This is a genomic window from Streptomyces sp. SID12488 (assembly GCF_010548275.1).
Lineage (GTDB): Bacteria > Actinomycetota > Actinomycetes > Streptomycetales > Streptomycetaceae > Streptomyces.
Genome location: NZ_JAAGLT010000032.1, coordinates 62490 through 79110 on the forward strand (window position 1 = coordinate 62490; position 16621 = coordinate 79110).

13 protein-coding genes and 2 pseudogenes are annotated in these 16621 nt (G+C 70.2%); 10 read left to right on the plus strand and 5 right to left on the minus strand.

The genetic code is table 11. The features are described from left to right. Nucleotides 1–3 precede the first annotated feature (3 nt). The 7 genes and pseudogenes from G3I56_RS34995 (at nucleotide 4) to G3I56_RS35025 (ending at nucleotide 10644) form a co-directional block, all read left to right on the plus strand. Entirely contained in the window at nucleotides 4–1305 is a 1302-nt protein-coding gene (locus G3I56_RS34995; protein WP_164416249.1) for an NtaA/DmoA family FMN-dependent monooxygenase, read from the plus strand. Between the two features lie 137 nt (nucleotides 1306–1442). Continuing rightward, nucleotides 1443–2244, plus strand: a pseudogene (locus G3I56_RS35000) (DUF1684 domain-containing protein). 203 nt (nucleotides 2245–2447) lie between these two features. After that, entirely contained in the window at nucleotides 2448–3356 is a 909-nt protein-coding gene (locus G3I56_RS35005; RefSeq protein ID WP_164416172.1) for a S1 family peptidase, read from the plus strand. Nucleotides 3357–3573: 217 nt separating this feature from the next. After that, a complete protein-coding gene (locus tag G3I56_RS35010; protein WP_164416174.1) occupies nucleotides 3574–4533 on the plus strand; it encodes a slipin family protein in 960 nt (319 codons plus the stop codon). Nucleotides 4534–4779: 246 nt separating this feature from the next. Next, nucleotides 4780–5859, plus strand: a complete 1080-nt coding sequence (locus tag G3I56_RS35015; protein ID WP_164416176.1) for a S1 family peptidase — start codon at nucleotides 4780–4782, stop codon at nucleotides 5857–5859. A 289-nt stretch (nucleotides 5860–6148) separates the two neighbouring features. Continuing rightward, nucleotides 6149–9658, plus strand: coding sequence for a DNA polymerase III subunit alpha (gene dnaE / locus G3I56_RS35020; RefSeq protein ID WP_164416178.1), 3510 nt, complete (start codon nucleotides 6149–6151; stop codon nucleotides 9656–9658). Between the two features lie 5 nt (nucleotides 9659–9663). Further along, nucleotides 9664–10644 (plus strand): ImpB/MucB/SamB family protein, encoded by a 981-nt coding sequence (locus tag G3I56_RS35025; protein WP_164416251.1) that lies wholly within the window; start codon nucleotides 9664–9666, stop codon nucleotides 10642–10644. 12 nt (nucleotides 10645–10656) lie between these two features. Here G3I56_RS35025 and G3I56_RS35030 read toward each other — a convergent pair. Continuing rightward, nucleotides 10657–10974: pseudogene (locus G3I56_RS35030) on the minus strand (response regulator transcription factor); the annotation flags it as partial. 601 nt (nucleotides 10975–11575) lie between these two features. On the opposite strand from G3I56_RS35030, the gene G3I56_RS35035 reads away from it, so the two are divergent. After that, a complete protein-coding gene (locus tag G3I56_RS35035) occupies nucleotides 11576–12472 on the plus strand; it encodes an alpha/beta fold hydrolase (RefSeq protein WP_164416180.1) in 897 nt (298 codons plus the stop codon). Between the two features lie 75 nt (nucleotides 12473–12547). On the opposite strand, the gene G3I56_RS35040 is transcribed toward G3I56_RS35035, so the two are convergent. Both G3I56_RS35040 and G3I56_RS44875 read right to left on the minus strand, forming a co-directional pair. Beyond that, entirely contained in the window at nucleotides 12548–13591 is a 1044-nt protein-coding gene (locus G3I56_RS35040; protein ID WP_164416183.1) for a lytic polysaccharide monooxygenase, read from the minus strand. A gap of 147 nt (nucleotides 13592–13738) precedes the next feature. Next, the gene (locus tag G3I56_RS44875) at nucleotides 13739–13873 is read right to left on the minus strand and encodes a hypothetical protein (protein ID WP_275406918.1); all 135 of its coding nucleotides are present in this window, start codon (nucleotides 13871–13873) and stop codon (nucleotides 13739–13741) included. Nucleotides 13874–14009: 136 nt separating this feature from the next. Here G3I56_RS44875 and G3I56_RS35045 point away from each other — a divergent pair, with 136 nt between their 5' ends. Then, a complete protein-coding gene (locus G3I56_RS35045; RefSeq protein ID WP_164416185.1) occupies nucleotides 14010–14597 on the plus strand; it encodes a class I SAM-dependent methyltransferase in 588 nt (195 codons plus the stop codon). Nucleotides 14598–14639: 42 nt separating this feature from the next. Here the strand turns inward: G3I56_RS35045 and G3I56_RS35050 are convergent, their stop codons facing one another. Together G3I56_RS35050 and G3I56_RS35055 are read right to left on the minus strand one after the other, a co-directional pair. After that, entirely contained in the window at nucleotides 14640–15152 is a 513-nt protein-coding gene (locus tag G3I56_RS35050; RefSeq protein ID WP_164416186.1) for a DUF402 domain-containing protein, read from the minus strand. Then, nucleotides 15133–16062 (minus strand): GNAT family N-acetyltransferase, encoded by a 930-nt coding sequence (locus tag G3I56_RS35055; RefSeq protein WP_164416188.1) that lies wholly within the window; start codon nucleotides 16060–16062, stop codon nucleotides 15133–15135. Before G3I56_RS35055 ends, G3I56_RS35050 begins: the two co-directional genes overlap by 20 nt. Nucleotides 16063–16133: 71 nt before the next feature. Between G3I56_RS35055 and G3I56_RS35060 the strand changes: the two genes are divergently transcribed. Then, on the plus strand, nucleotides 16134–16502 hold the full coding sequence (locus G3I56_RS35060; protein WP_164416190.1) for a GntR family transcriptional regulator: 369 nt from the start codon (nucleotides 16134–16136) through the stop codon (nucleotides 16500–16502). Nucleotides 16503–16621: the final 119 nt, after the last annotated feature.

Consider the following 16621-nt stretch of genomic DNA (forward strand, 5'->3'; position numbering starts at 1 on the left):
CAGATGCACCTCGCGGCGTGTTTTCCGGGCGTCGACGGCACCGCCGTGCGGGCCGGCCCGGGGGCGGGGCCGCAGGCCGGGTTCTCCTCGTTCTCCTCCTTCGAGCGGCTCGCCAGGACCGCCGAGCGTGGGATGTTCGACTTCTTGCTCCTCGCGGAGGGGCTGTGGCCGCACGAAAACCTGGGCCGGGTCCATGACCTGGACGTGGTCGGGCAGCCCGAGCCGATCACCGTCCTGGACGCGCTCGCCGCCGTCACCGAGCGGATCGGGCTCGCCGCCACGGCCGACGCGGCCTTCAACGAACCGTACGAACTGGCCCGTGGATTCGCCACGTTGGACTATCTCAGCGATGGCCGGACCGCCTGGCACGTGGTGACCTCCTCCCGCGCCTCCATCGGCGAGAACTTCCGGCGCGGCGACTTCCTCGACCCGGCCGAGCGGTACCCGCGCGCGGCCGAGTTCCTCGATGCGGCGTGGGAGTTGTGGGACTCCTGGATGCCGGACGGGGTGACCAGGCCCTTCGCCTACCGGGGTCAACACTTCGACATCGCGGGTGAGTTCGGCGTACCGCGCTCGCCGCAGGGGCATCCGGTGGTGATCCAGGCGGGGGACTCGGAGCAGGGGCGGGAGTTCGCCGCGTCGTCCGCCGACGTGGTCCTCACGCGGCACGGGAGCCCGGAAGCCGGCCGAGCCTTTTACACCGACGTCAAGGGGCGGCTCGCGAAGTACGGGCGGGCGCCCGGGGACCTGAAGATCATGCCCGGGGTGACCTTCGTGCTCGGGGACACCGCCGCCGAGGCGCGGGAGAAGGCCGCCGGGATCCGCCGGCAACAGGTCTCGCCCGAGCACGCCATCCTCGCCGCGGAGCAGGTCTGGGGCACCGATCTCTCCTCCTACGACCCCGACGGTCCGCTTCCCGACTTCGACCCGGTGCCGGAGCCCGCCCTGGCGCAGGGGCGGGTCAGGGCCGCCGATCCGGTGAAGGTGGCCGAACAGTGGCGGGCCCTGTCCCGGACCAGGGGGCTGTCGATCCGGCAGACCGTCGCCGAGGTGAGCGGCCGGGACTCCTTCGTCGGGACCCCGAGGTCGGTCGCCGACGCCCTTGAGATGTTCGTGCGGGAGGGCGCGGCCGACGGGTTCGTCCTCGTCCCGCATCTCGTCCCGCGTCTCGCCCCGGGCGGCCTGGACGAGTTCGTGGACCGGGTCGTGCCGCTGCTCCAGGAACGTGGCGCGTTCCGTACGCAATACGCAGGGGTCACGCTGCGCTCGCACCTCGGGCTGGGCGAACCCGTATGGCCGGGCTGACTGAGCGCCGCACTTACAAAGATGACATACAGGTTGTGTACGGGCCGCGCGCGGACCGCGTGGTCCGGGGCGTGTGCCGAAGGCGGCGCATGGTGGGTTTCCAGGGAGTGAGCTGGCGTGCGTTCTGGAGTGGGTTCATGACGGCGGACGGGGCCGAGGCGTGGCAGAAGTGGCACGAACGGCGCATCGAGACGGTGTCGGCTTCCTACGGGCCCCTCGCGCTCGTCGGTACGCACTGGCTCGAGGACTTTCCGGACGGTCGACTTCCGGCCATCCCCGGCCGTTGGACGGCCGACGGTGACGGGATCGTCCTGGACGCCGGGGCCGAGGACGGGCTGACGCTCGACGGCGAGCCCTTCGCCGGGGAGGTCCGGCTGACCGCCGACGCAGGTCCGGCGGGCGTGGCCCGGGTCGGGCTCGGCGAACGACGCCTGGTCGTACTGGTGCGCGAGGGCAGCTGGGGTGTACGCGACTTCGACCCCGCCGCGGAGACGCGCACGGTGTTCAAGGGCATCGAGGCGACCCCGTACGACCCGCGCTGGTCGGTACCCGGCCGGTTCGCGCCGTACGACGGGCGGTGCACTGTGCGCGTCGCGAACGCGGACGGGCGCGAGCGTGGGCTCGGGCTCGGCGGTGAACTGACATTCTCGCTCGGCGGGCAGGAGCAGGCGCTGCGCGTGAGCGTCGAGGAGGACGGCACGCTGTGGGCCGTCTTCGCCGACTCGACCAGTGGTGACGGCAGTTATCGCTTCCGGTTCCTGCGCCCCCGCGGCTCCGGACGCCGAGGGGCGCACAACGGTGGACTTCAACCGGTCCCTGCTCCCACCGTGTGCGTTCGCCGACCATTTCGTCTGCCCCTTTCCGCCGCCGGGCAATACGCTGGGCGTCGCGATAGCCGCAGGGGAGCGAAACCTTCGTCAGAACGCCGTGGTTCCTTGATCAACTCCTGCGGACTGTACGGGGGTTGAACAGCGTGCGGCCGAAAGGCGCCCTTGCGTCGATCGGTTGAATGGCCGAATACTCCCACTCAGCGCTTGTCAGGGTCACAGCAAGTTCGGAATCCGGACGGAACAGACCCTGACTGCGCCTCACGGGCCCCGACCCCACGCGGGCCCCCGACTTCCCATGTGGAGGAACGACAAGTGAGGATCAAGCGCACCACCCCCCGCAGTGGCATCACGAGACGGACCCGGCTGATCGCCGTCAGCACCGGACTCGTTGCCGCAGCCGCCATCGCGATCCCCAACGCGACCGCCGCCGACGTCAACACCTTCAGCACCGCCCAGCTCACCAAGGCGAGCGGCTCGGTGCTCAAGGCCGATATCCCGGGCACCGCCTGGGCCGTCGACGCCAAGACGAACCGCGTCGTCGTCACCGTCGACAGCACGGTCTCCAAAGCGGAGATCGCGAAGATCAAGCGCCAGGCGGGCACCACCGCCGACGCCATCACCATCAAGAAGACCCCGGGCAAGTTCAGCAAACTGATCTCCGGCGGCGACGCAATCTATGCGAGTAGCTGGCGCTGCTCCCTGGGATTCAACGTTCGCAGCGGCTCCACCTACTACTTCCTGACCGCCGGTCACTGCACCGACGGTGCGGGCAACTGGTGGTCCAACTCCGGTCGTACGACTCTGCTCGGTGCGACCTCGGGCTCCAGCTTCCCGACGAACGACTACGGGATCGTCAAGTACGCGAGCAGCTACCCCGTCAGCTCGATCTCGGGCAGCGTCGGCAGCGTCGACATCACCAGCGCCGCCACCCCGTCCGTGAACACCACGGTCTACCGCCGCGGTTCCACCACCGGCATCCACAGCGGCCGGGTCACCGCGCTGAACGCGACCGTGAACTACGGCGGCGGCGACGTCGTCTACGGCATGATCCAGACCACGGTCTGCGCCGAGCCCGGCGACTCCGGCGGCCCGCTCTACTCCAACGGCGGCGTCGCCTACGGTCTGACCTCGGGCGGCAGTGGCAACTGCTCCTCCGGTGGTACGACCTTCTTCCAGCCCGTCACGGAGGCCCTGAGCGCCTACGGCGTCAGCGTCTTCTAGGGCAAGGCCACGGCACCATCGGTTTCCGCACGGCCTGACCTGCAGCCGGCAGCAGCAGGAGAGCCCTCGTACGCGACTCGCGTTCGAGGGCTCGCCCTTGTCCGCCCGACGGAGTTACCTTCGGAGTGCGGGAAGAAGCGCGGGAACAAGTACGGGAAGTATCGGCAGCACAGGAAGTCTCCCCTGCATACGCCCACTTCGGACCCTGGGGGCCGGCATGGTCGAGGAGCTGGTGACGGCGGGAGTCGCTGTCGCGTCCGTCGGAGCGCTGTATGTGGCGGCTGCGGCGCGGGTCGTCAAACAGTACGAGCGGGGTGTGGTGTTCCGGCTCGGGCGGCTCTCGTCGAATGTGCGCGGGCCGGGGTTCACCGTGATCGTGCCCTTCGTGGACAAGATCCGCAAAGTCAACATGCAGATCGTGACGATGCCCGTGCCCGCGCAGGAGGGCATCACACGGGACAACGTCACGGTCCGGGTCGACGCGGTCGTCTACTTCAAGGTGGTCGACGCGGCCGAGGCGGTCATCCAGGTCGAGGACTACCGGTTCGCGGTCTCCCAGATGGCGCAGACCTCGCTGCGCTCGATCATCGGCAAGAGCGACCTGGACGAGCTGCTGTCCAACCGCGAAAAGCTCAACCAGGGCCTGGAGTTGATGATCGACAGCCCGGCGATCGGCTGGGGTGTGCAGATCGACCGGGTCGAGATCAAGGACGTCTCCCTGCCGGAGACCATGAAGCGCTCGATGGCCCGGCAGGCCGAGGCCGACCGTGAACGCCGGGCGCGGATCATCAACGCGGACGCGGAGTTGCAGGCCTCGAAGAAGCTCGCGGAGGCCGCCGAGGTGATGTCCGAGCAGCCCGCCGCACTCCAACTCCGCCTGCTCCAGACGGTGGTGGCGGTCGCGGCCGAGAAGAACTCGACACTCGTCCTGCCCTTCCCGGTGGAACTGCTCCGCTTCCTGGAACGAGCCCAGCAGCCGGTCGCGCCGCCGGCCGCACCAGTGGCGGCACAGCCGGTCGCGCCCTCTGCGAGGCTGACACAGGTGGCGCGGGCGTCGCAGGAAGGGGCGCCGCCGGAGATCGCCGAGCGGGCAGAGCAATCGGTGCGGGAGCAACTGCCGTCCGCCGAGTCCCTGTTGGAATTGAACCCCGAGAGGGCGAATTCAAGACAGGACTAGACCTTACGGTCTGCCTATTCGTTACTCACACGTAGTGTTTGCAGTGCGAATATTTGTGAAGCAATCGTGAGATGACCGTGGACGGTCAAGGTGGGTCTGCGGATGGGGGCGCGCGCTCGTTTGTCTACGCGCGTCCTGAAGTCGACCTTGTGTGCTCCCCGGACGCCTCGGAATAGTGGGTGGCGTTCAACCGGCAAGGAAGGTCCCCACAACCTCCCTGCCGAACCCCCCACAGGAGGACGCAAGTTGAAGCATCGACGCATATCCAGGCGCCGTGCCACCGTGGTGGGTGCGGGCATCACCGCACTCGTCGCCGCGGGAGTGACCTTCCAGAGTGCGAACGCGAGTGAGGTCATCAAGGCCCCCGAACCCAGAGTCCTTTCGGTTCTGGCGGCCGGAAAGGTCGCCTCGACGCTCGGCAAGGACCTCGGCGCCGACGTCGCGGGAACGTACTACGACGCGAAGACGAAGAACCTCGTCGTCAACGTGCTCGACGAAGCGGCGGCCCGGACGGTCGAGTCGGCAGGCGCCCGGGCCCGGCTCGTCGAGAACTCGGTCGCCGAACTCGATAGCGCCCGTACGACCCTGAAGCAGGACGCGACCATCCCCGGCACCTCGTGGGCGGTCGACCCGACGGCCAACAAGGTCGTCGTCACCGCCGACCGCACGGTCTCCGCGGCCGAGTGGACCAAGCTCACCAAGGTCGTCGACGACCTCGGTGGCACGGCCGAACTCCAGCGTACGAAGGGGGAGTTCAGGACCTTCGTCGCCGGCGGCGACGCGATCACCGGTGGCGGTGGCCGCTGCTCGCTCGGCTTCAACGTGGTCAAGGGCGGCGAGCCGTACTTCCTGACCGCCGGGCACTGCACCGAGTCGATCTCGACGTGGTCCGACTCGTCCGGTGTGATCGGCCAGAACGAGTCGTCCAGCTTCCCCGGCAACGACTACGGCCTGGTCAAGTACACGGCCGGCGTCGCTCACCCGAGCCAGGTCAACCTCTACAACGGCAGCTCCCAGCGGATCACCGGCGCCGCCTCGGCCACTGTCGGCCAGTCTGTGACCCGCAGCGGCTCCACGACCCAGGTGCACTCCGGCACGGTCACCGGTCTGAACGCGACCGTGAACTACGGCAACGGCGACATCGTCAACGGGCTCATCCAGACCGACGTCTGCGCCGAGCCCGGTGACAGCGGTGGCTCGCTCTTCTCGGGCAGCAGCGCGATCGGCCTCACCTCCGGTGGCAGCGGTGACTGCAGCGCGGGCGGGGAGACCTTCTTCCAGCCGGTCACGGAGGCGCTGTCGGCCACCGGTACGCAGATCGGCTGAGGCCTCTCCTGGCACGCGTCATCCCTTTCGCGGGCCGATCGGTCCGCGACGGTCCCGCCCCTGGTTTCCAGGGGCGGGATTTCGTCGTTCGCGAGGCCCTGCGGAGCGGGCGGTGACGGCGCCGACGACCTTTGATCGCCCGCAGTCGACCTTGATCAGGTCGCTGACCGGGGCCGATGGGGCTAGAGTGAACGAATCAATCGAACGGAAGTGCGAATAAGCGTGAGTCGAGTATCGAACTGGTGATCGATTGAGTGGCTGAAAAGGGGTGGAGTGATGGAGGTGCGGCATGACGGGCTTCGCCCATCTGCACGTCGCGTCCGGTTACTCCGCCCGCTACGGCGCCTCCCATCCCGAGCAGCTCGCCCGGCGGGCCGCCGAACGCGGCATGGGGGCGCTGGCCCTCACTGACCGGGACACGGTCACCGGTGCCGTACGGTTCGCCCGGGCCTGTAAGAAGGAAGAGGTGCGGCCGATCTTCGGCGTCGACCTAGCGGTGGCCGCCCTCGCGCCGCCGCCCCCGGACCGGCGGCGCCGTACCCCGGTGCGCGGCGGCGCCCATGTGGTCGAGCCGCCGCTGCGCTTCACGCTGCTCGCACAGGACCGGGCCGGATGGGCGCGGCTGTGCCGGATCACCTCGGCCGCGCATGTCGGTACGGCGTCCGGCGCGGCGCCGGTGATGGTGCCGTGGGAGGCGCTGCGTGAGTACGGCGGCCCGGGTCTGACCGTGCTGCTCGGCCCGCTCTCGGAGCCGGTGCGGGCGCTGGCGGTGGGCCGGGAGGATGTCGCGGTGCGGTTGCTGGCGCCGTGGAAGGAGATCTTCGGGAGGGGGGTCCGGTTGGAAGCCGTTGCACAGAAACGTTTCGGCACAGGTTCGGGATCCCTCCGTCTGGCCGCCCGCACCCTCGCCCTGGCCGACCGCACCCGTACCCCCGCCGTCCTAACCAACGCCGTCCGCTACGCCGATCCCGGCCAGCACCGCCTCGCCGACGTTCTGGACGCCGCCCGGCTGCTGCGGCCCATCGACCCGCGTCGCCTCGACACCGGGCAGCGGTGGCTCAAGGACGAGAGAGGGATGGCGGTCGTCGCGCGGATGGTCGCCGAGTGCGCCGGAGCGGACGTCCGAAGAGCCCGCCGACTGATGGCGGACACCACGGACACGGCGGCCTCGTGCCGCCTCGACCCGGTGTCGGACCTCGGGCTCGGCACCCGGCACTTCCCGGAACCCTCGCTCTTCGGCGCCGAGCATCGAACGCATCAGGTGCATCGGGCGAGCGGAGCGAACGGAGTGGGCAGAGCGGATAGAGCGGACGGAGCCGCACAGTTGCTGCGCAGGCAGTGCGAGGAAGGCCTGGCCCGACGCGGCCTCGACCGAGACCGTGAGGCGCTCGACCGGCTGGACCAGGAGCTCGCCGTGATCTCCCACCTGGACTACGACTCGTACTTCCTCGCCGTCGGCCAGGTCGTCGCCGACATCCGGGCCAAGGGCATCCGGGTCGCAGCCCGCGGCTCGGGCGCCGGCTCACTGGTCTGCCACGCCCTGGACATCGCCACCGCGAACCCGCTCGACCACCGCCTGCTGTTCGAACGCTTCCTCAGCGTGCGCCGCGCCTCGCTGCCCGACATCGACATCGACGTGGAGTCCGCCCGGCGTCTGGAGTGCTACGACACGATCTTCGAACGGTTCGGCAAGGAACGGGTCGCCGTCACCGCGATGCCCGAGACCTACCGGGCACGCAGGGCGCTCAGGGATGTCGGTCTCGCCCTCGGTATCGCCCCGGCGGACGTCGACCGGATCGCCAAGAGCTTTCCGCACCTGCGCGCCTCCGACATCACCGGCGCCCTCGCCGAGCTGCCCGAGCTGCGTCAACTGGCAGCCGAGGCGCACCGGTTCGGACCACTGTGGGAGCTGGCGGAAGGCCTCGACTCCCTGGTCCACGGCATGGCCATGCACCCCTGCGGCGTCGTCATCAGCGACGCCACCCTCCTGGACCGGCTGCCGGTGCAGCCCACCCCGCAGGGTGACTACCCCATGGCCATGGCGGCAAAGGGGGAGATCGAGGCGCTGGGCAATATCAAACTGGACGTCTTGGGCGTCCGGATGTTGTCCTCGATGGCTCATGCGATCACCGAGATCGAACGGACCACCGGCAACCGCATCGACCTCGACGACCCTCGGCAGGTGCCGCTCGACGACGTCTTCGCGTTCAAGCTCATCCAGGAGAGCCGGACCCTGGGTCTCTTCCAGCTGGAGTCGCCCGGCCAGCAGGACCTCCTGTCTCGGCTTCAGCCTCGCGACCCGCAGGACGTGATCGCCGACATCAGCCTCTTCCGCCCCGGCCCGGTCGCGGGCGGCATGCCCGAGCGGTACATCGCGGCCCGGCACGGCGGCACACCGGTGTACGCCCATCCGGATCTGGAGCCGGTGCTCGCCGACACCTACGGCGTGACCATCTGGCACGAGCAGATCATCGAGACCTTCGCGGTGATGACCGGCTGCGACCGCGCACTGGCGGAGATCGCCCGAAGGGCACTTGGCGACAAGGGCCGACTGCCGAGGATCAAGGAGTGGTTCCACGGCCTGGCACGCGCGCGTGGCTATAGCGCGGCCGTGCGGGACGAGGTCTGGAAGACCGTCGAGGCCTTCGGTGCGTACGGTTTCTGCCGGGCCCACGCGGTCGCCTTCGCCGTACCGGCCCTGCAGAGCGCCTGGCTCAAGGCCCACTACCCGGCGTTCCTGCTGGCAGGCCTGCTCGAACACGACCCCGGGATGTGGCCCAAGCGCGTCCTGGTCGCCGACGCCCGCCGGGGCGGCGTGCAGGTTCTGCCCGTCGACATCAACCGCTCCCGGGTGAGGCACACCGTGGAGAAGGACGACGGGGAGCGGTGGGGTGTGCGGCTCGCGCTGTCCGGGGTGCACGGCATCGGCGAGGAGGAGTGCGCCCGGATCGAGGAGGGTCAGCCGTACGGATCGCTGTCGGACTTCTGGCAGCGGGGCAGGCCCAGCAGGCCGGTCGCCGAACGCCTCGCCGAGATCGGCGCCCTGAACTGTCTCCACGACGGCCGCCTCACCCGGCGCGATCTGCTGCTCCAGATCGCCGAGTTGCACCGGCAGTCCCGCAGCCGGACCACGGGTTCGGGTCAACTGCCCATCGACGCAGGGGCTGTTGGTGGAGTGGAACCGAGCGGGTTGCCCGAGATGACCGGACGCGAGGCCCTCAGCGCCGAGTTGAACACCCTCGGCATCGACGTCTCGAGGCATCTGATGGAGCACCATCACCGGCTGTTGCGGGAGATCGGCGCGACCGACGCGGCCCATCTGGCCGGGCTGCGTGCCGGTCAACAGGTGCTCGTCGCCGGGGTACGGGCCTCCACCCAGACCCCGCCGATCGCCAGCGGCAAGAGGGTCATCTTCGTGACGCTGGAGGACGGCTCGGGCCTGGTCGACCTGGCCTTCTTCGAGGATTCGCATCCGGCGTGCGCGTACACCGTCTTCCACAGCGGGCTGCTGCTGGTGCGCGGCACGGTCCAGGTGCGCGGCACCCGTCGTACCGTCGTCGGCTCCATGGCCTGGGACCTGGACGAGATCGCCGCCGCCCGCCGCGACAACGGTCCCCAGGCGGCCCTCGCCCTCCTCGGCGCCAGCCACCCGCACCCGACCCCTGTACAGCCGCAGCGGACCCTGGCCAACGGCAGCACCGGCGCCCGGCTGCACCCGTACGCCGACCTCCAGCCCGCGGGAACCCGCTCGGCCGACCTGAAGAAGTTCGGTCACCGCAGCCCCGGGAGCGCGGGATGAACGGGGTGATCATGCGGCAGCGCCATATTGCCCACCTTTACCTGCACGCTGTGCTGACCGGGAATCAGTACGCCGATGTAATCGAACTGATGTCTGGTGTCACGCCTCATGTCCAGGCCGTCCCGCCCAACGCCGTGCAATTGGAGCTGACATCGGCGCTCCGGTACTTCGATCTGTCTCCCTACAACGTGGTCCAGTTGGCGAAGATGAGGCTGAAGGCGCTGTACGGCATCGACAGCAGTGCCGGGCTCGCGGGCAACCGCATGCTGGCGGCCATGGCCGCCGACGCCTCTGCACCGGGAGACACCACCTGGGTGCCCACCAGCCACGTGGCCGACTGGCTGTATCCGCGGCCGGTCACTGCTCTGCCCGGGATCGGCCGCACCACAGCGGAGACGCTACGCAGATACGGCCTGCACACCATCGGGCAGGTCGGCGATCTGCCCGCCGGAACCCTGCAGCGACTGCTCGGTGCAGGTCCCGCCCGGCTGCTGGCCGAGCGCGCCCGTGGACACGACCCACGCCCGGTCACCTCGGTGGAACCTGCGGCGAATCTGGTCGCCGACCTGGCGCTGGAGCGGGACTGTCTCGACCCGGCACAGCATCACCGAGCAGTCTTGGGGCTCGCCGACCAGATAGGCCAACGCCTGCGCGGCGAACGCCAGATCACCAGTCGGCTCACCCTCACCGTGCGGTACGCCGACAGCAGTTCCACCACGCGTACGCGCACGCTGTCGGAACCCACCAGCCATTCACCCGCCCTCGCGGTAACCGCCCTGGGTCTGCTGAACGCCCTTGGGCTGCAACGGGCGAGAGTTCGCGCCTTCGTGATCCGTGCCGACGTCCTGCTGCCGGCCGACAGCGCCTACCGCCAACTCTCCATGGATCCGGGCGACGATCGCGCCCACGCCGTCGAAGCCGCCGCGGACCGTGCCCGGCGGCGCTTCGGGCCGGAGGCCGTACGTCCGGCGGCGCTGGCCGACTGACACCGACGCGACTCAGGCCGGGCGTACCAGGCCCGCGTCGTACGCGAAGATCACCGCTTGTACGCGGTCCCGGGCGCCGATCTTGGCGAGGATACGGCTGAGGTGGGACTTCACGGTGGACTCGGCGAGGTGCAGGCTCTCGGCGATCTCCGTGTTGTTGGAGCCGCCAGCCATGGCGGGCGGCTCCTCGCGTTCGGCTTCGGTGAGGTCGGCGCGCCGGAGTTCGTGCCCGGGTGCGGGACCGGCCCGCCGGCTGGGGAAGGTGTCGATCAGCTTGCGGGTGATACCGGGGGAGATCGCGGAGTCCCCGGCGGCCACCGCGCGGATGCCGACTCGGCCGGCCAGGTGTAGCCGGTCGGGTTGGCCCCGTACCCGCACGCGTGCGGGGTGCCCTGCCGGTCGAGGCGGGACGTGCCCACGCGCAGCCTGCGGCCGGGGCGGCCGTCCGAGCCGTACGTCATGTCGAGGAGGAAGTCGGGGCCGCCCTTCCAGGCCGACCGGTTCACGCAGCGCCTGCCCGGTGCTCTTGAGGCCGCTGCCGGTGCCGTGCCGCCTGACGGAAGCCTGGCGGGACGGTGTGGGCGGAGGCCGGGTTGGCCGACACGGGTCCCCGGCCCACGTCTGGCCACTGCAGCCGACAGGGCGTCAGCTTCCGCCGCGTCCGGCGGGGTCGATGTCTCCGAAGTCTCAAATGCGACGGGACCCGCGAGTGGGATGCGGGCCGAGTCGCATTTCGAACGGATAACGATGCGCTGGGTGGGGTGTAGTGACCCACTATCACAGTTTCTGGTTGTGGTGGAAATCTTTTACCGACGCGTAACTTCCCCGTTGCGCTACTCGCCCGTAACTTGACGAGTGAACGACATCCAGTGATCCGGATCACAGGGCGTAGAGCCGTCGCAACTCCCTTGAGCCGCAAGGAGATCACTCGATGCTGCCCTGGAAACGTGCGCTCAGACCTCTTGCCGCACTGCTGCTGGCCGCCGCGGCCACCGCCGTGCCCGTCGCCACCGCGCAGGCCGAATCGCAGACCGCAACGCAGACCGAGACGCAAGCCGAATCCGCCTCCAGCAGGGGCTGGAACGACTACTCCTGCAAGCCGTCCGCCGCACATCCCCGCCCCGTCGTCCTCGTCCACGGCACCTTCGCCAACGGAGTGGACAACTGGCTCACCCTCGCACCGTACCTGGTGAACCGCGGCTACTGCGTGTTCTCGCTCGACTACGGTCAACTGCCCGGCGTACCCCTCTTCTACGGCCTCGGCCCCATCGACAGGTCGGCCGAGCAGCTCGCCGCCTTCGTCGACAAGGTGCTTGCCGCGACCGGCGCCGCCGAGACCGACCTCGTCGGCCACTCGCAGGGCGGCATGATGCCCCGCTACTACCTCAAGTTCCTCGGCGGCGCCGCCGAGGTGCACACCTTCGTCGGTATCGCGCCCAGCAACCACGGCACCACCCTGAGCGGTCTCACCAACCTGCTGAAGTACTTCCCAGGGGCCGACGACCTCCTCACCACGGCCACCCCCGCTCTCGCCGAACAGGTGGCCGGGTCCGCCTTCCTCGCCAAGCTCAACGCGGGCGGTGACACCGTCCCGGGGGTCAGCTACACGGTCCTCGCGACCCGGTACGACGAGGTGGTCACGCCGTACCGCAGCCAGTTCCTGAGCGGCTCCGACGTACACAACGTCCTGATCCAGGACCTGTGCCCGCTGGATCTCTCCGAGCATGCCGCCATCGGGCTGCTCGACCGGATCGCGTTCCACGAGGTGACGAACGCACTCGACCCGGCGCACGCCACCGCCACCACCTGTCTGTCGGCGGTCGGCTGACTCCGGTCGGGGATCGTCCGCCGGGGCATGGCAGGCCTGAGCCGCCGGCCATGCCCCGGCGAACGGAGTGACAGGTCAGCGGCCGGATCGTCCGCCGCCGCCCACCGCGCGTCGGCGGACCGAGAGGAACAGGGCGGCGGCGCCCACCGCCAGGGCGCCCGCGCCGCCCACTGCGAGGTACGAGGTGCCGGAAGTGCCGCCGGTCTCGGCGAGGTTCACCGCGGCGCCCGCTGCCTTCGGCTGCGCGACCGGCGCGCTGACGGACGTGGCGGATGGTGTGCCGGGGGATGAGTTGGCGGGGGATGGGTCGGGGGAGGCGTCCGCGGACGTACTGCCCTCCGCCTTCGCCTCCGCATGCCCCGTGTGTCCGACCGTCGACTCGTCGGCACCGTCCGCGATCTGCTCCTCGGAGGGTGCGGAGGCGCCGCTCGACGCACCGGTTCCTGCCCCCTCGCCCGCCCCTTCGCCCGCACCCGAACTCGCGCCGAACGTCACGTCGGAGCACGAGTAGAACGCCTCCGGGCTGTCCGAGCGCTGCCAGATCGCGTACGGGAGCTCTCTGCCGGAACGTTGCGGCAGAGTGCCGGAGAACGTGTAGAAGCCACCCGCAGCGACCGGGTCCGTCGCCGTCGCGACCGGGTGGTCGAGGTCCAGGTCGGCCCAGGACAAGGGCTGGGCCGGGTCGTAGCCCGTTTTGGTGAGGTACACCACGAAGGTGCCCTTGTGCGGGGCGGTCACGCGATACCTGAAGGTGTACGACCCGCCGCGCACGCCCGTCGCAGGCCAGTCGGCGCGGGCCAGGTCGAGGCCCCTGAACTCGTCGTTGCCCGCGCTGCACAGTTCGCCGTCCGGAATCAGCGCCTGGTGCCGCCCGCCCGCGTCACCGATGCGGATGCCGTTCCAGTCGTAGAGCGCCTGTGTACCGCCTGCCGCGACCGCCGCCCGGCACGCGGCCGACGCGGGATGCTCGGGGCCCTCCGCGTAGCACTGGGCGACCCTGCTGACCGGATCGCCCATGGAGCCGTGCGCGGACGCGGGCGTGGCGCCCAGGGCGAGCGCGGCGACACCGAGGGTGGTGACGGTGGTGATCGCGGCGGCCGTGCGGCGGCGTGCGGGCATGCGGGATCTCCTCGCAACGGTCGATCGGGGGCGCTCAGCAAACTAGCCCCAGGAAACCGCTGAATCGCCTGCTGGAGGCGGGTGGGGGAGATCCTTATGGTCGACTTAAGGAAGGGTTCGGACTGCGCTCAGGTAGGGCGCCCCGACTCAGCCGTCCGGCCACCAGGTGCGGGCGATGTCCTTGCGGACCTCGGGACGCTCGGTGGTGCGCTCGTCGGCCTCTTTCCGCACCCGCCGGGTGTCGGACTTCTTCAGGGGCTTCTGCACGGTTACGCGGCGCATGGCTGCCTCCTTCGGTCCACCGGGTTCCGCGTTTTCGCGGAGATAGACCATTTCCGGGAGGGTGACTCATCGGCGCCGGTCTGTCAGTGGCGGCCGTCACGATTCGATTGTCAGTGGCGGGTGTCACTCTGGGCCCATGACCTACACCGACTGGGACGCCGAGGCGGCCACTTTCGACGACGAGCCCGACCACGGCCTGCGCGACCCGCTCGTGCGTGAGGCCTGGGCGGTCCGGCTGCGCTCCTGGCTGCCGGACCGCCCGGCCGACGTCCTCGACCTGGGCTGCGGCACCGGCAGCCTGTCGCTCCTCGCCTCCGAACAGGGACACCGCGTCACCGGCGTGGACGCGTCCGAGGCCATGGTCGAGCACGCCCGGAGCAAGCTGGCCGGCCGCGCCGCGGTGTTCCTCGTCGGCGACGCGGCGGCTCCTCCGGTCGGGGAGGAGCGCTTCGACGTCGTGCTCGTACGGCACGTCCTGTGGACGCTGCCCGACCCCGCACGCGCGCTGCGCCACTGGCAGGGGCTGCTCAGGGCCGGCGGGCGGCTGGTGCTCGTCGAGGGCGTGTGGGGGACGGTCAGCCCGGCAGGCATACCCGCCGACACGCTCAGCGCACTGCTCGTGCCCCTCGCCACGGACGTCCGCGTGGAGCGGCTGTCCGGCGACGCCCGGCTGTGGGGACGCGAGGTCGAGGACGAGCGGTACGCGGTGCTGGCCCAGCTGTAGGCACGCGAGGAGGCTCCGACGAACAGGTTCGGACGAGCGGCTTCAGGCGAGCAGTGCCTCGAAGCCGCCCTCGCGTGCCAGCGACTCCAGCTCGTCGAGGGCCGACACGGCGGCGGACGCGGCCCGCGGGTCCGACCGCGCCAGACCGCTCTCCTCGAACTCGTCCTCGTCCAGCCGTCGTACGTCCGTGCCGTCGGCGGAGAGCCACAGGTCCAGGTCGAGATCCTCGACGACCAGTTCGGTGCCGGCGAGCGTCGCCGGGCGGGCGATGTCGCAGTACCAGCCCTTCAGCGTGCCCGTCGCGGCACGGACCTCCTTCACGGAGTACCAGCGGTCCCGCCAGTAGTACTCCGTGAACACGTCACCGGGCTCGAAGCGGACGAAGCCGAAGTCACGGACTCCGTCGCCGGCCCAGGGGGCGCGTACGGCGAGGCGTGTGCCGTCGTCGTGGAGCAGCTCGGCGGGGTAACTGATCTTCGTGCGACCGGCCTTGACCAGGACGACGTTCACCCTGGGTGCGGACTGGGCTGTGGCCTCAGTCGAGTTCGCGGACATACCGCACCTCCGTGGCGCAGATCTCGTATCCGAACCAGTTGTTGATGGCGATCATCGGGCCGTTCCCGGCGTCGTTGCCGGTGAGGGCCTCCGTGTACCCGGCTGCGCGGGCTCGGTGCAGGGAGTCGTTCTTGGCGAGCTTCGCGAGGCCGCGGCCACGGAAGTCGCGGGCGGTGCCGGTCATCACGGTGCCGTAGCGGGTGGCGCCGTCGGTACGGGCCGCGCTGAAGGCGGCGGGGCGGCCGTCGACGACGGCGACCGAGGTCAGCTCGTGGCTGAGCAGCGGGTGCTGCCAGGTCTCGCGGAGCCAGGCCTCGTAGTCCGTGAACTCGTAGTCCACATCGCTCGGTTCGTCCAGTGTCGTCTCTGCGTCCAGGGTGAACAGAGGACGTGGATCGGCGGCGAAGTCGGCAGCCGTACGGAGTTCGACGCCGGGCGGGGGGTCCTGGAGCGGGGGCAGCTCGCCGTTCGCCAGGTCCAGGCGGAGGAAGTGCGCGTTGCGGCTGGAGCGGTAGCCGTGACGTTCGGCGAAGGCGCGGTTGCCGGGGGCGTCCAGCACCCAGGAGAAGGACCTCGTCACCCCCGCCGCGGCGAGGTGCCCCTCGGCGGTACGGACGAGGAGCTCGCCGGCGCCACGACGGGTCCGCTCCGGGTGCACGTACACGTTGACGTATCCCTGGCCGGGCTCCGGGCTGTCGTGGACGACCGCGGTCTGGGCGGTGCCGATGACCTCGCCATCCTCCTCGGCGACGAGTGCCCGGTAGTGGGCGTCGGGGTGGGCGTGCGCGATGTCGTACGCGACGGCCTCCGGCGTGAACAGGAGGAAGGGGAGCGCGATGCGCCGGACGTGGGCGAACGCCTCGACGCCGGGCCGGTCTTCGGTGCGGAGGGCACGCACGGTCACTGTCATGAGCTCGGACGTTACGCGGGGAGATACGGCGGGTGCCTCTCATTTTCCGGCCGGTACGGGACAATCGCAGCGTGACCTTGAAGATCCGCGTCGACGACAGCGCGCCGCCCTACGAGCAGGTGCGCGCCCAGATCTCCGAGCAGGCCCGGGCCGGGACACTGCCGGTGGGATACCGGTTGCCCACCGTGCGAGGGCTTGCCGAGTCGCTCGGCCTCGCCGCGAACACGGTCGCGAAGGCGTATCGGGCGCTGGAGTCGGACGGGGTGATCGAGACGCGGGGGCGCAACGGAACGTACATCGCTGCCGCGGGCTCGGCTGCGGAGCGGGGTGCGGCGGTTGCCGCGCAGGAGTATGCGGAGCGGGTTCGGCGGCTGGGGCTGGGGGAGGGGGCGGCACTCGACGCCGTCAGGGATGCCCTGCGGGCGGCCTATCAGGGGTGAGAGGGCGTGGTTCTTTGGCTGCGGCGCCGTGGGGGCTTGTCGCGCCCACGCGGCGGAGCCGCAGATCGACACAGCCCCGCGCCCCTCAAAGGCCTGCGGTTCCCGGCGTGTTCAACGCG